The following is a 13,983-nucleotide window of genomic DNA, read 5'->3' as shown; positions in this document are numbered from 1 at the left end:
AGTTGCTCGGAGCATCCCTAACAGCCTGTTAATGGCGGGTGCTGCAGCAGTATATCGACGGTCATCAAAACAAGTCCCACCTGAGTATATCCACGCGACAGCCTATATCCCGATTGCTTTGATAGGTATTTTGGTCGGGGTACTGTACTTCCAACATATGGTGGCTATATTTCTATGCAGATACTTTCGCTCGTCGGATAAGAGCAACATGACAGTATATATCCATTCTCCTTCTCTCTAGGGGTCAATGCAAAATCGCCGTCGCTTCGTACAGACCCACTTCTCAGCCTCACCCTGCAACTGCCACAAATACCGGATTTACACTGGCTTTTGACTTCGAGATTGCATCGAGAAAGTTCGCCAAGTAGCGTAGCACTTCTGGAAACCTGATGCTGCTGATCGGCTCCATAGACAGTGACATTACACGAGGTTTCATCACAGCCTGCAAAACTGCTTGCTGAGTCAAAGACCTGCGTGAAATTCTCTATCAGTAATTTTGTTTCCGGAAATAAGTGATTCAGGACGTCACGATTTTCCGAAACAAAGCCTTTACTCCCACAAATCACGGAAATATCCGGAACACTCACTTCCTTGTAATCTGCTCGCAACGGCCTACCCGAGGTAAAAAGCCTGGAGTCACTGACGAACTTTTCCTGTGTTAGAAAAATCCTCACGTCGAGCCATACGCTCGAAAGTGACATCGCCAAAAGCTCATCCAAATAGGGAAGTTCTACAAGCGAGGGCACTGACACAAAAAGCTGAACGCTCGGCGTCCGCAGTTCTTGCTTGGCCCGCTTGTCCAGTTGGCGTATGAGCGCCATGGGTAAAGTTATACCAATACCCCCAGCAAACATGGCAACGCTCTGCGCATCCGCCAAGCTCTCTATCGTGATAGCGCCTCCAACCCCAGCAGAGAGCAGCAGTGAGTCTACAACCACGTTTGAATGAAGCTGACTTGATATGCCTGACCTGCCGGTGTCCTTGACCGATATCTCGACCAAGTCCATTTCGGGCCTGCCGACGATCGAATAATTACGCTGCTGAATAACGCCCTCATGATCAGGAAGCTCTAAAATCAAATACCTCCCCATGTCACATTGCTCGACCATTTCCTTCGCGAGCACCCGCAAAGCGTATGTTCTGACCGAGGCAGTATCCTGAGTAATGTTCTCACAGCGTAAAAAACTTCTGTTGTGCATAGGTCATCAACTATAAATGGATTTTACGGCCATGCCAATGCAAGCCACAACAACTAACGGTTTAACGAGTTTCGTGCCGTTCTTCTGGACCAGATGTGAGCCCAAGTAAACACCTGCAACCTCGCCTATAGACATGGCGAAACCGGCGACCCATACCATCTTCCCGAGCAAAATAAAGATCAGCAGAGATATCGCATTGCTAAACAAATTTAAAACTCTGGAATAGGCAACCGCGTGAGTCATAGCCATCCCGCCCAGCGACACCAAAGCCATCAAATAAAACGTACCGGCTCCCGGCCCAAAGAACCCATCATAGAGACCGATACAAGGGATGACTGATGCCCCCAACATCGATATAGGCATAACCGCTTTTCCGCCGACATCGCTGACTTGGGGAGAAAACGCAAAATAGAATGCCATGGCCACCAACATTATTGGCAGCGCGGCCTCCATAAAACTGTTGCCTACAAAATAGACCATTAATGTGCCCAATGTCCCACCCAGGAGGGAACCAAGGGTCATCTTTTTCAGCACAGCCCATTCGATTATTTTCTTATTTAAGTAATAGTGGGTTGAAGCAAGGCCGCCCAATGTACCCTGAAGTTTATTGGCTGCTATGGCTTCAGCGGGTGTAAATCCGGCGAGCAGCAGAACCGGAACAGAGATCAGACCGCCTCCGCCGCAAATCGAATCAATAAACCCGGCAACCGTGGCGCCAGCGATGAGAAAAAGAACAACATAGACAGAAACCCCAAACATTTCGTGGAAATGTAAAGCATCCATTATCAGTTCAACCCTATACGATCAATCAACGACTCAACAGAGCCCGTGTAGATGTTTATGCCATCCAGAGACTTCGTATCATGTAGCAGTTCCTTGTAACCCTGCAGGCCAATCACAGAGAATGCTTTCTCCCATGCGCCGAGCTCATTGTCGGCAAACATGCATACCGTTTTTGTGATGATGGCTCGGAGGTAGTCTCGTTCGTTGCGACTCAACCCTTGGACGATGTCGGTGGCGACCAAGCTGAACACGCTTGAGTGACTCCATTCATCCATAGCGTGAGCGCGGGTGACCTCATGACAGATGGGCTGAATGGACGTATCTTCAGACATGGTTTTCAGGTAGTCCGTTATTAATGTTTCGCTGGCACAGGCAATCCCGAATCGGGTTAGCCGACGCTCCCAAGCTGCCGTACAAGATGACAAAATATCCCGCTGCCATTTCACCAAATTGAAATCTGTGAACTCAAAATAGTCGATACCGCGCAGCTTATAAATATAGTTACAGGCGGACAGTGACATTTTCGTATGCAGGGCTTCATCCAGCAATGCTTCGGCCATAACGTCCTGAATAATCTCCCTATTGCTCGAGTTGGAGGGAGGGGATTTGATCAGGTCCTCACACACGGGCGTAACTATATCGCATTCGATGTAGATAGTTTTCATATTGTAAATGATCCAAGCATAAGAAAGGCACTTGGATCGAATGTGCGCCGGTGCGTCGAGCCATACCTGATGCTCTTTGAAGGGCAGCAGCGACTCGCTGTAGTCAGCTTTGCCAGGGTCGAATGCCAGTGCGGAATAAATCAAGGGGGGCTTATTTACAGCCGCCCTACTGGCCCAAAGATCTGATAACTTGTTGAGCATCGCGCCCACATTATTGTTCCCACCAAAGCTTTGATTAAGCGACGTCACTGTTACTTCCCATCTTCAGTCTATATAAAAAACATGCCCACGCAAAACAAGGGAGCTTCATAAATATGCAGCACACTGATTTTTCGGGCGGAGGTAAAATTCCATTTTGCTCGCTGGCGTTGCAAGCATGGGCAAACGGATCAAATTAGATCCAAGCAATCGTTCATGTCAGCGTGATAGAGTCCGCCCGGCCTAATTCTTTTGTGATTGAGGCCGGCGAAGCCAGACAACATAAGGCTCAGACGGCAACTCACTCAGCGTGTAACATCTTCCTGTCGCACGTTAGCCAGTAAGGCGCGCAACTCAAGACAGGCATCATCACTTAATGCAGACACCGGCAACCGTGGATCTCCAACCTCTAGCCCGGACATGCGGAGACCTGCCTTGATGGTCGCCGGCAATCCGCCTTTTAGTATAAAGTCCAGCAATGGAAGCTGCCTGTAAAATAGCTCGCGGGCGCTACGCAGCTCATTGCCAAGAATGGCTTTATACAGTGCTACATTCAAGTCAGCAATCAGGTTGGGCGCCGCAGTGCACCAACCTACAGCGCCAGCTGCGAACGCTTCCAACGCCAAAGGGTTACACCCATTATAGAATGGCACCCGGCCTTCTCCGAGAAGGTGCATTTTGTGCATCCTCTGAATATCGCCAGTGCTCTCCTTGACCATCGTAACGTTTTCCACGGCATCGAAAATCCGTAAAATAAGTTCCACCGGCATGTCGGTACCGCTGACAGCCGGATTGTTATAAAGCATGATTGGCAAACTTACGGAGTCACCAATAGTTTGGTAGTGCTGCAGGATTTCCTGTTCGCTCAGCCTCCAATATGATGATGGGAGCACCATGACGGCATCAGCGCCATGGGCTTCTGCAAAGCGCGCCCGTCTTACAGCATTACCAGTGGTCAAGTCCGACACACTGATTATAGTAGGTACGCGCTTGGCAACATGAGAAAGACTGTACTCAGCGACCTGATTCCACTCCATATCACTCAGGTAAGCCCCCTCACCAGTGCTGCCTAACGGGGAAATTGCGTGAACGCCTCCGCTGATCAGACGATCAATTGAGCGGCCAAGCGCATCGAGCTCAATGCCTTCTCCATTAGAAGTAAAGGGGGTAATGGTGTAACCGATTATTCCGTGTATGGAAGGGGTAGACATCATGTCTCTCCAGTAAAGCAAATGGCTTAGTTCAGTTCAGGCAGTCGGCATGCCGACGCAGTATTTGCCGCGCATAGTAGTTAAATGCTGCGCTGTGCCGTTTGGGCCTGGAAATCCAGTCGTGAGCTTCTTGCCCTAATTCCGGTCGTATGGGCTTGATTTCACCTGCTGCGCTGGCCAGCAACTGCAGCTTAGCGGCGCGCTCGATCAGCAGTGCGGTAACACAAGCTTCCTCGATTGTTCGCCCTGTCGACAACTGACCGTGATGGGCAAGCAAAACCGCCCGCTTCTCCCCGAGCACACGCGTGATGAGTTCTCCTTCCTCATTCCCTACCGGTATACCCGGCCAGTGCTCTAAGAAGGCGCAATCGTCGTACAGCGGGCATACATCCATGTGCGAAACGACCAAAGGCAGTTCGAGCATTGAGAGCGCCGCAATATGAGTCGGGTGGGTATGAATCATGCACATCACATCTGTGCGGCCGCGATATACCCAACTGTGGAAACGGTTAGCGGGATTAGGCATACCGCTGCCTTCCAGGACATCAAGATCTTCATTTACCAGAAGCAAATTGCCTGCTGTTATTTCGTCGAAGCCCATACCTAACTGTTGGGTGTAGTAAGTACCAGGCTCTGGGCCACGAGTCGTAATCTGTCCAGAGAGTCCAGAATCATGGCCGTTTTCATAGAGAATACGGCACGTCAATGCCAGCTTCTCCCGCTCAGTCCATGTGTTGTCAGCGAGGTTGCTTTGCATCTTTTCAAGGGCCTGCTTGACAAGCTGATCCTTTGGTAATGCTAATGTCTTAGCCATGTCCGTCCTTAGAAGCCACCTGAAATATGCCGTCAAAGGTTCCACCTGATGTGTCGCTGATGATCAGGTAGAATGCATATGACACAAATGAAGATATATGACACATTGTGTCATTGTCAACTGGAAAAAGCTTTTTACGGAAATGGTAGATGTCTATCCGACTGAAAATGTTAAGAAAACGGCTGGGAATGACCCTTGAGTCACTTTCCGAAAAAACAGGCTTGACCAAGAGCTACCTGTCCAAAGTGGAGAGAGGGTTGAACACGCCCTCGATTGCAGCAGCTTTAAAGCTTGCAACGGCGTTTAACGTGAGTGTTGAAGAGCTTTTTACGGAAAGATCGACTTCACACGCCAGCTATAGCCTAGTCAGAAGCAACGAGCGCCAGTCCCTACCGTATAACGGTCACAGGGCTGACTATGCTGTATTAGCCCACAGAATCGCAGACCTCACGCTGTTGCCATTCATCATTCGCCCACCTACGACCTTCGACGATTCGACATTCAAAGAGCACCTTGGTGAGGAGTTCTTATTCGTCCACGAGGGCGAAGTCGAGGTGGATTTTATGAATGAAAGGGTGATTCTCAGTTGCGGGGATGCGTTGCATTTCAATGCACAAAAACCGCATCGTTTACGTTCGGTTGGGGAGAAGCAGGCGCAATTGCTGGTCGTGATTCATAACGATGAGGAGTGATGCTAGCGGGTGCAGTTATCCGTCTCGGGTCACGTTACAGAATCTCCTTGCGAGAGCCTCGACCTCTCTCAACGTTTCAGAATCTCTTCATGAACCATTGCAGCATCTTGAGACACGCGGATGCCGACGCCTCAGAGTTCGGACAATACAGCTCCGATTTCGAGCCGTCTCAGTACTACGTCCCCCGCGGCTTCACCCTAGCCGTCGCCTCCGCAACCAACGGATCATCCGGCCAGTAATGATTTGTACCACGTGAGTGCTCTGAAGATTGACAGGCTCCAGAACCAGTAAAATATATACTCCATGAGAGATGCTCGTGACACTGGTTGACCGTCAATCCATATACGCTTTATTGACAGTAACTAGACTGAAATACCGCTTGATTGACACTCGATCCAGCGCGACTTCCCGGGTAGGCGTGACAGGATTGACACTTCCTCATGGCAGGCATGAGATAGGACAGCTCCAACATCGTCATAAAATGGGAAATGAGCTCTGACTCACAACCTTACCCCCACCAAGCCTGCATCTTAATCAACGCGGGTATGTGCTCAAAAAGAGACTAAGAGACTTCCCCATACATCGAGCCGTAACGCTTCGTCATGTGATGGCCACCTGTGGGTTTAGGCTTCTCAATCCCCATCGCATCAGGTCGACACCGGCACGGCTGACGGTCACATTTTGTCCTGAGAATCGCAAAAAAACGGTTCGCAGAGTGGCCAGGTTAGGAGGACTGCTGGCAAAGGCACGGGCGTAGTAGAGAGTTGAAGGATTTCATTTTGCCTTAACAGCTCGAGACGCCCGGCCAGCCAGACTTCGTGTGCACTGGGGTAATGACGTAACAGCCTTTTGGCCTCATTACGGATGAAGTCTGGCAACGCAGTGTCTTTAACTATTTCAGCCAGAAACTCGCCCGCCTGAACAACGCTACGGGTTCGCTCATCAACCATTGTCATTGTTCTTCCCGGTCGACAGAGACTCGTGAATCTTCGCGAGCACATCGGTAGCCCGACCTACGAGCATGAGTTCATTAGCCGCTTGCGCTCCGACATCAACAGTATTGACATGAATAACCGTTGCTCCCGACGCCAGTGCAATGTGGGGGAGATCAGCAGCCGGAGTAACTACTCCAGAGGTACCCACAGATATCAGAGCATCGCAGTTCTTCACGAGTGAAACTGCATTCTTCCATGTGCCCGGTGGCAGATCCTCTCCATACCAGACAACGCCAGGACGCAACTTGCCTCGACACCTTTTACAGCGGGGAGGTTCGACGAGCGCTCCTTCATCCGGTATTTCCATCTGATCAGATGTCAGCTCGGCTGGTCGATGGCAAGCGAAACACTTGGGCATCGTAAGACTGCCATGGAGATGAATCACATCTGTAGACCCGGCTCGTTCATGAAGGTCATCAACGTTTTGAGTGACGACAGAAACCTCGTAGCCAAGATTAACCATTTGAGGCCACACTAAATGTGCTGCGTTGGGTTGGGCGCGGTCTACCTGGCGCCGTCGCCATAGGTACCAGCCCCAAACCAATGCTGGGCTTTCGCGGAAGGCGTTGGCTGTTTCAAGCGCACGAGGGTCATAAGGTGCCCACAACTTAGGCATCTGGTCTAGGTACGTCAGAATGCCGCTCTCAGCAGAAATCCCTGCACCAGAGAAGCAGACAATTTTTCTGGCATCCTTCAACGCCTCTGCAGGTAGTCTCAAAACCGCCATCGGATTCCTCGTTGTTATCAGCAGCTCGCCTCGGATAAAGCGACTCAAAAATTCGCCTTATCGCCTCGCGGAATAAAGACGTTGCTCGCTCAGCTCGATCGCACGATCAGAGGTTCGGGGCAAACGGGAGCGAACCTGTGCCTCGGAGAACCAAGCGCGCGATGTTTTCTTTCTACGAAGATCGAGATCACCTAGTTTGTATGTCCCTCCTGATGTCCGATAAATCACTGCGGATTCATCAATATCCACGCCATTGAAGAAGATGATCTCTACCAGTTCCTCCAGACTCCAGACGCTTCTACCGGTCAAAGCCGGCGGGCATAGCATCTGGACTCCTTCGATCACAACGTCTTCAGCGTTGAGGAGGTACGCCTGAAGCTCATAGGCGCAACGAACGATTGCAGCTCTGTCTCGCTTCCCTGTCTGGATGCACGTAATTGTTGCTAAGAAACATAGGCCTTCAACTTCGCAGTGCGACCTTGCATCGACGTCTTTGGTGACGGGGTCAAGCACGTATATCACTGGTTACACCATTGTGTGTCGCTAGCCAAGCACGTTAAACCACTTGAGTTGGGGAATTGCACCATGAGCAGTGGACGGTCTCGTGCGATCAAAAAAGAAGCCTAAATCTCACAACATCACCACTTCGTAATCTTATAGGTACACGATGATGGGTGTCAAAGCGTGGCCTTATAGTTTCTTTTAAGGCCACGGATTATTCATGGAATATCGGGAAGCCCTTGGACAGGTGTTAAGAGAAATTCGAGTGGCAGCAGGATTACGTAGGGAGGATTGTTCGGCAGCTCTTAGTCGCGAATACCTTGCCGGCGTCGAACGAGGCCAGCGAAGCATTTCTATTGAGAAGCTTCACTCAATCTGTGACTGTCTGGGCATAACACCAAGCTTGGTGCTTTTTGCAGCAGAAGCACGCTTAGCCGCTTTGAGCTTGGAGGACTACCGGACAAGGCAGGACCACCAAATAAGAGCACACGTTGATGCTGAGAGACTGCGCAACACTGCCGACACAAAAGTGCATGAGGGGGTTCGCGGCAAGCGCGCTGAGATCACCCGAAAGTCTATTCAAGCCTTGAAGGCAGAGGGATCTACGAAAACAGAAGTCGCTCGGAGACTTGGCGTTGGACTCAGCACAGTTGATCGGTATTGGCTGAAAGCTGACAAGGAGTGACTCAGCAAAACCGCTTGAGAGGTCAGCTAAGCGACGCTCAAACTCGGTTGTGACGGCCACCCTCATCAGCCAACCCGACGCTTGATCCCCCGCCCGAGCGAGGTTCGAAGATGGCCCGGACGGACGGTTACATAAATTCATCGTTTATGAATCGTCCATATCGCTAAACCGAAAATCAAGCGCCCTAAGCGCTGGAGGTCAGAGGGTGAGTTCGGCAAGCGCATACGGTGGAGCTGAGAAATGTCACGGTTTGGTTCAAGGTTAATTAGTGGCTGTTTTCGCCGACGACCGAGTAGGTTGTTTTTTGCGGGTAGCACGATGTAAATGGGTTGTGGCATATAACCATTGGAGGCTTTTATGTGCGCCACCATTCATCAAGGGAACGGGGGCGGCATGGACGATATCGAGCGACGTATAAGCGAAAAGTACTTCAGGAATGGCGAGGGGTTTCTGCAGATATATCCAGGCGACCAAGACGGCGAGATCTATGGCTCGCTTCTGCGCAAAGGCAGGGAAATCTGTGCTTCGATGGGGTGTCGTGTCAGGCTGGTGCGGATCAGGAGCTAAAAGTGCTTCTAGTGTGGGCGGGTATGCTTGATCTGGTATTTAAGCTAGCCGTCTTGGTGACCGTGTATGCCAAGCCCATCCCATCTGCACACCAGGTCGTCCTCTTGCCTTGGGGTGGAGATATTAAGGCGTGGCTCAGGGATGGCGTCTTCGACTGGAATGCACGGATTACCGGCGCGAGAGGCCCAATGCGATCACCGCTGCTTGCTTTACCTTTGCTTAAATTTCGGTATCGGCAGTGTTCTGGGGATTCAGCGTCGTCATTTCCCGGACGAGTCGCATCAGGAGAATGTCTACCCTGGGCATTCCTTCCGGCTGCGTTCGACTTAGAGCCCGGCACTGGAGCATGGAATAAATGGTCTCGAACCTAGGTTGGCTTTCTCGATAGTTGGAATGGCGATCAAACAGTGCTTTGGAATCTTCAAGAACATCTCAAGCGCTGATTTCGTCGCGTGGGATCAAGCCCTTCGAGATCCTATCCACGGTGCTCATTACAAAGAGGTGTGCTAGAAGGTCAGGTATTGATCGAATCCCTTCTATGGCAGCAGAAGTTGATCTGCCGCCTTCAACCTTGAATGCCCTGAACCAATGGGTGTCTCGCCATCCCTCTGCAACCGCAACGTGGGAAGCCTGGAAGAGGCCATTCGAGATGGTGGCCCCGCAGAATCTCGCGGTGCTGCTCCAGCGCATCGACTGCGACGTGCTTGGGTCGGGCGGTATCAACAACCCTGTCTTTCGCCACATGATGGGCGCACTGGCAGCCGATCGAACCGGGTCGGTCGCGGTAGGAACAGCAGTTACCTGCCGCCCCCCCGCACAGAACCGCTCGACCAGATCCTTGATGCGACAGCCATGGCGCGTCAGGGTAGGCTCCAAATCATCCAGTTGCCGCGACAGCACGGACTCCACCAACTCAGCTGAGACAGGTTTCTCGCCGGTCAGGTGCCCTGACCAAGCCTTGCTCAGTTTCCACTCCTTAATCTTCCAACAGAGTGGAAAGGTGACGCCCTTGCTTGTTCGTGGTACGTAGTTTGAGCGCAGCGATCAGCTCGCATTAGCGTTCCAGCTGGGCCTGCTGCAATACACGCGACTTACCGCGATCGGCACGCTGGACCGCATGGGGTTTATAAATGAGGTTCAGCGCCCGGTACACGGCGCTGGGGGACACGCCATACAACTCAGCTATCGCGGCCACTTGTGTAGCCCGCTCCGGGCTTTTCTTCGGTAAGCGGTCAAGCCGTTGCCGTAATTGCAGCAACGAGTCAACAGGAATGGAACTACGTTTGGCGTCCATTTTGAGCTAGAGCTCGATACTCTGAAGCACGACCAACGCCGAGCTTTCGAGCAATTTCTGTGGCACCTAGATTTTCTTCGGTCCATAAGCGCTGAACTTACAGCGGGTCAATCGACGGTTTGCGGCCCCGGTAAAAACACCACGAGCTTTAGCGTCAGCAATTCCTTCCAGCTGCCGATCGCGTCGCAGGTGAGTTTCAAAATCAGCAAACATGCCCAGCATGTTCAAAAATGCTTTTCCGGCTGCGCTCTGCGTATCGATTGGTTGCTCCGTCCTCTTGAGACTAACCCCACGTTCTTTGAATGTATAAACGATGTCTTGAAGATCCTTGATGCTCCGCGCGAGACGATCAACACGCGTCACCACTAACGTATCGCCAAGGCGTAGAAAATCGAGCAGTGTTTTCAAATCCGTCCGACCAACCCGGCTAGCCCCGCCTTTTTTCTCGGCGCGCGCGACATCATAACCCGCTTCACGCAAAGTTTTTCTTGCAGAACGAAATCTTAATCGCTTGTGGAAACACGAGTGTATCCGTAAACGGCCATCGTCAAATTTGTCTCTTTAAGCTCTAGAAGGCGAGTGGTCACTCGCAACTAATTCTGGTTCATGCCGGTCGCTAGCAGGTCTAACCAGATGAGTGCAGGTTCATTCGCAAATAATCCCGGTTTGCCGGATCGGATAGACGCAATCAATCCCGGTCGAAAAACGCGATGATTGCAGGTCGAGGCCATTCAGATTGCAGGTCGTTACGCCTAGGGAGCTTTTGGTCAAAATGGACGATGGGCGTTAGCCCATTATGCCTTTAACGTAGGTTCGTGGTTGAGCGTGGGCTATCTCCCTGAACGAGCAGATGGTTTGCGTCCCGATGATAATACTTTGGCGAAGGTTACCCTCATTGCGATCAGTCATTCAGCGTTACAGAACCGTTCTAGAAAACGGCTTTGCAGGTGCCTTACGCCAAGCGGACTTAATCCACTCCCCCTTCCCAATGGGGCTTCAGACTTGTCCGCCTCTGCTCCTTGACCGGGCAGCATCAATGAAGCCGACGCTTCCGCAGCAGCGCTTTATGCTCCGACACCATGCGCTGCTCGCGACTGTGGGCCCTCCCAAAACCAAGCATTAGCGGACCGGTACGTCTGTAAGACGGCCTCCCGTACGGAGGCCCTTGAATCCGGTCCTGCTTAGGGACGCAGCTTCACAACACGCCTCGTATTTTCCGATCTGCACGCAGGTGCAAAAAAAGGTGATCTAGCATGAGTCTGATTTCTGAGTTCCGCAGCGTCGTCGCCCAGCAGCCGGATACCACGGCCGTAGTGGAAGATCAGCGCGCGGTTTCCTTCACAGAGCTGGCACAACTGGCCGACAAAGTCTCCGCTGGGCTGTTGCAAGCGGGCCTGCAGCCGGGCGATCGCGTGGCTATTCACCTAGGTAATCGGCTGGAACTGGTGGCGTTGTACTATGCCTGCCTGGAAATCGGCGCAGTGACAGTGCCTATCAATCGGCGCCTCGTCACCGGCGAAATTGAGCATCTGCTCCACCACAGCGGCGCCCGCTACTACATCGGCGACCAGGAGACCTACAGCCGTTACGCCGCTGTGATCGCGGGTAGTGCCACGGTGGAACGGGCCTGGATCGTCGCGGGCGAGGAAGCGCTCAAGGAGGAGCAGTATCTGCCCTGGTCCGATCTGCTCGTCTCGTCGCCAAGTAAGCGGCCGCCTAGCCACGCGGATTCGCTCGCGGCGATTTTCTATACGTCCGGCACCACAGGACTAACTAAGGGTATCGTGCATTCCCAAGCGACCCTGGCGCAGGCCGTCGATCTGATGAAGGCTATGATGCCACCCCGCACGGCCCAAGGTGCCCTCGACACGGGGGCCGTCCATTCGATGATGGATGCGATCGTGCCTTGGAGCATCCTGATGATCCTGGCCGCGCACCGTCTGGGGCGGGCCGTCGTGTTGCTACCCGTACTTACGGCGGAGACGACCCTGGCGCTACTACAACGACTGCCGCTGAGTTTTCTCAAAGGCGCTCCCTCGCACTTCAATAATCTGCTCGCTGCAGGCGAGGCATCGGCAGCCACCCCCCTTCCCTCTCTGACGAGCACCTATAGCGTCAGCGGCGGTGACCCCTGCCCTCCGAAGCTGGGTAGGCGTTGGCACAACCTATGGGGCGGCACGTTGCGTGGTTCCTACGGTACGACGGAGTCTGGCCCGATCTTCTGCCAACCCGATGTAGCCGCCACCGAGCAGTCATCGATCGGCTGGCCGCTGCCTGGCGTCGCGCTGCAGCAGACGGAGAACGGCGAGCTGTTGATTCGCTCGCCAGCCAATACCCCGGGACTGTGGAACGGCCAGGATGCAGATCGCCTGCCTGCTGCGCGCTGGATAGCTACGGGCGACCTGGTGCAGCGCCAGGACGATGGCGGTTATCTCATCATCGGTCGGGAAAAGGACATGCTGAAATGCGACGCTTACTCCATCTCCCCCGTGGAAGTCGAGCAGGAGCTGCTCAAGCTGCCCGACATCGCCGAAGCCGTGGTGTTCGGTGTTCCTGATGCCACCATCGGCGAGCGCCCAGTCGCTCTGTTGCGTACTACCAGTGGGCGGGAGCTTCCCACGCAACAGCTGAAGCAGCACTTGAAGGCGTTGATCGCAGAATACAAGCACCCCCGCCAATACCTGTTCGTCGAACGTATTCCGCTGTCCTCCGCGGGGAAGGTGAGCCGTAAACAATTGGCAAGCGACTACCGAGAGATCCTCGGCGCCGCCCCATCGACCTAGCCCCGTCAGTGACGCGCGTTGCCTGCGGGACCGGCTCTACAGCCGGCCCCGATACCAACCCTTTGCCCACCACTGGAGCTCTCAACGTGAACGAGATCGAAAAAACCATCGTCGACATTCTGGTCGATGACCTGTTCATCAGCACGCCCCGCGCGGATATCGACCTCAACGCCAACCTACGCAACGCCCTGGGGCTGGATTCACTCGGGTTCAGCGAATTGCGGGCCCAGTGCGAATACGCCTTCGGCGTCAAAATCGAGGACGAGGACTTCAATCCGAAGCACTTCGACTCGGTCCACACGCTGGCCCAGTTGCTGACCGCCCTGCAGGCCAAGTGAGGGCTATCGCCATGAGCCTTCCCGAGAGCGATAAGCAGCCCCGTGCACAACGCACTATGGGCTTCACCGAACTCAAGACCTGGCTGCGCCATCGCCATCCAATGGTGTACCTGGATCGTGTGCTCGACTACGAGCCAGGCGTCCAGATCAAGACGCTGATGGCGGTATCGGGGCAGACCGACGCGCTCGCCGGCCACTTCCCGGAACGGGCGATCTACCCGGCGAGCCACCTGATGCAGGCCATTTCTCAGTCGGCGATCATACTGTTCCAGCTATCGACCTCGCGCCTGGCGGGCGATGAGATGACGCTGGTCGGCTCGATCAAATCGCGCTTCACCCGCCCCGTGGTACCGGGCGACCTGGTGATCTTCCAGCTCGATTGCGAAAGCCTGAGGCCGGATTTCTTCACTTTCAGTTGCCGAGCGACGGTGGACGGTCGCAGTGTCGGGATGCTCAAGGGTTCGCTGGTCCGCAAGTCGCTCGCCGACTTGGGAGAGCACCTATGGTGAGCCGCCCCGTGGAGGTATGGGT

13 protein-coding genes and 2 pseudogenes are annotated in these 13,983 nt (G+C 53.3%); 5 read left to right on the top strand and 10 right to left on the bottom strand.

The genetic code is table 11. The annotated features are described in order from the left end of the window. Positions 1–164: 164 nt before the first annotated feature. From ALO43_RS22815 to ALO43_RS22795, 5 genes are all read right to left on the bottom strand, one after another. Positions 165–1,199, bottom strand: a complete 1,035-nt coding sequence (locus ALO43_RS22815) for an iron-sulfur cluster-binding domain-containing protein (protein ID WP_024670294.1) — start codon at positions 1,197–1,199, stop codon at positions 165–167. 6 nt (positions 1,200–1,205) lie between these two features. Further along, entirely contained in the window at positions 1,206–1,982 is a 777-nt protein-coding gene (locus tag ALO43_RS22810) for a TSUP family transporter (protein WP_032618588.1), read from the bottom strand. Between the two features lie 2 nt (positions 1,983–1,984). Next, positions 1,985–2,896, bottom strand: coding sequence for a diiron oxygenase (locus tag ALO43_RS22805; protein ID WP_032618589.1), 912 nt, complete (start codon positions 2,894–2,896; stop codon positions 1,985–1,987). 254 nt (positions 2,897–3,150) lie between these two features. Then, positions 3,151–4,056 carry a dihydrodipicolinate synthase family protein gene (locus ALO43_RS22800; protein ID WP_005894353.1) on the bottom strand — a complete coding sequence of 302 codons (906 nt, stop codon included), beginning with the start codon at positions 4,054–4,056 and terminating at the stop codon, positions 3,151–3,153. Between the two features lie 31 nt (positions 4,057–4,087). Further along, positions 4,088–4,870: an aldolase gene (locus ALO43_RS22795; RefSeq protein WP_024670297.1), complete on the bottom strand. Its 783-nt coding sequence runs from the start codon at positions 4,868–4,870 to the stop codon at positions 4,088–4,090. A gap of 149 nt (positions 4,871–5,019) precedes the next feature. Here ALO43_RS22795 and ALO43_RS22790 point away from each other — a divergent pair, with 149 nt between their 5' ends. Beyond that, a complete protein-coding gene (locus ALO43_RS22790) occupies positions 5,020–5,562 on the top strand; it encodes a helix-turn-helix domain-containing protein (RefSeq protein WP_024670298.1) in 543 nt (180 codons plus the stop codon). Between the two features lie 674 nt (positions 5,563–6,236). On the opposite strand, the gene ALO43_RS31910 is transcribed toward ALO43_RS22790, so the two are convergent. The 3 genes from ALO43_RS31910 to ALO43_RS31645 are packed head-to-tail and all read right to left on the bottom strand — an operon-like array spanning position 6,237 to position 7,806. Continuing rightward, positions 6,237–6,512 (bottom strand): BPSL0761 family protein, encoded by a 276-nt coding sequence (locus ALO43_RS31910; RefSeq protein WP_005894366.1) that lies wholly within the window; start codon positions 6,510–6,512, stop codon positions 6,237–6,239. Beyond that, positions 6,505–7,284 (bottom strand): SIR2 family NAD-dependent protein deacylase, encoded by a 780-nt coding sequence (locus ALO43_RS22775; protein ID WP_005894368.1) that lies wholly within the window; start codon positions 7,282–7,284, stop codon positions 6,505–6,507. The genes ALO43_RS31910 and ALO43_RS22775 overlap by 8 nt, the downstream gene beginning before the upstream one ends. 57 nt (positions 7,285–7,341) lie before the next feature. Beyond that, entirely contained in the window at positions 7,342–7,806 is a 465-nt protein-coding gene (locus ALO43_RS31645) for a hypothetical protein (RefSeq protein WP_005894370.1), read from the bottom strand. A 199-nt stretch (positions 7,807–8,005) separates the two neighbouring features. Here ALO43_RS31645 and ALO43_RS22765 point away from each other — a divergent pair, with 199 nt between their 5' ends. Then, positions 8,006–8,470, top strand: coding sequence for a helix-turn-helix domain-containing protein (locus tag ALO43_RS22765; protein WP_005894372.1), 465 nt, complete (start codon positions 8,006–8,008; stop codon positions 8,468–8,470). A gap of 1,546 nt (positions 8,471–10,016) precedes the next feature. Here ALO43_RS22765 and ALO43_RS22750 read toward each other — a convergent pair. After that, positions 10,017–10,331: pseudogene (locus ALO43_RS22750) on the bottom strand (IS481 family transposase); the annotation flags it as partial. Next, positions 10,315–10,825: pseudogene (locus ALO43_RS22745) on the bottom strand (recombinase family protein). The pseudogenes ALO43_RS22750 and ALO43_RS22745, both read right to left, overlap by 17 nt. A gap of 759 nt (positions 10,826–11,584) precedes the next feature. Here ALO43_RS22745 and ALO43_RS22740 point away from each other — a divergent pair. From ALO43_RS22740 to ALO43_RS22730, 3 genes are all read left to right on the top strand, one after another. Next, positions 11,585–13,114 (top strand): class I adenylate-forming enzyme family protein, encoded by a 1,530-nt coding sequence (locus ALO43_RS22740; RefSeq protein WP_005894383.1) that lies wholly within the window; start codon positions 11,585–11,587, stop codon positions 13,112–13,114. Positions 13,115–13,200: 86 nt separating this feature from the next. After that, the gene (locus ALO43_RS22735) at positions 13,201–13,452 is read left to right on the top strand and encodes an acyl carrier protein (RefSeq protein WP_005894385.1); all 252 of its coding nucleotides are present in this window, start codon (positions 13,201–13,203) and stop codon (positions 13,450–13,452) included. 11 nt (positions 13,453–13,463) lie between these two features. Further along, complete coding sequence (locus ALO43_RS22730; protein ID WP_011105118.1) at positions 13,464–13,961, top strand: 3-hydroxyacyl-ACP dehydratase FabZ family protein; 498 nt, start codon at positions 13,464–13,466, stop codon at positions 13,959–13,961. The last annotated feature ends 22 nt before the right edge of the window (positions 13,962–13,983 follow it).

The sequence above is a fragment of the Pseudomonas tremae genome (assembly GCF_001401155.1).
Taxonomy (GTDB): domain Bacteria; phylum Pseudomonadota; class Gammaproteobacteria; order Pseudomonadales; family Pseudomonadaceae; genus Aquipseudomonas; species Aquipseudomonas tremae.
The sequence above is the reverse complement of the archived record's forward strand: the minus strand, read 5'-3'. Positions and strand labels throughout refer to the sequence as shown.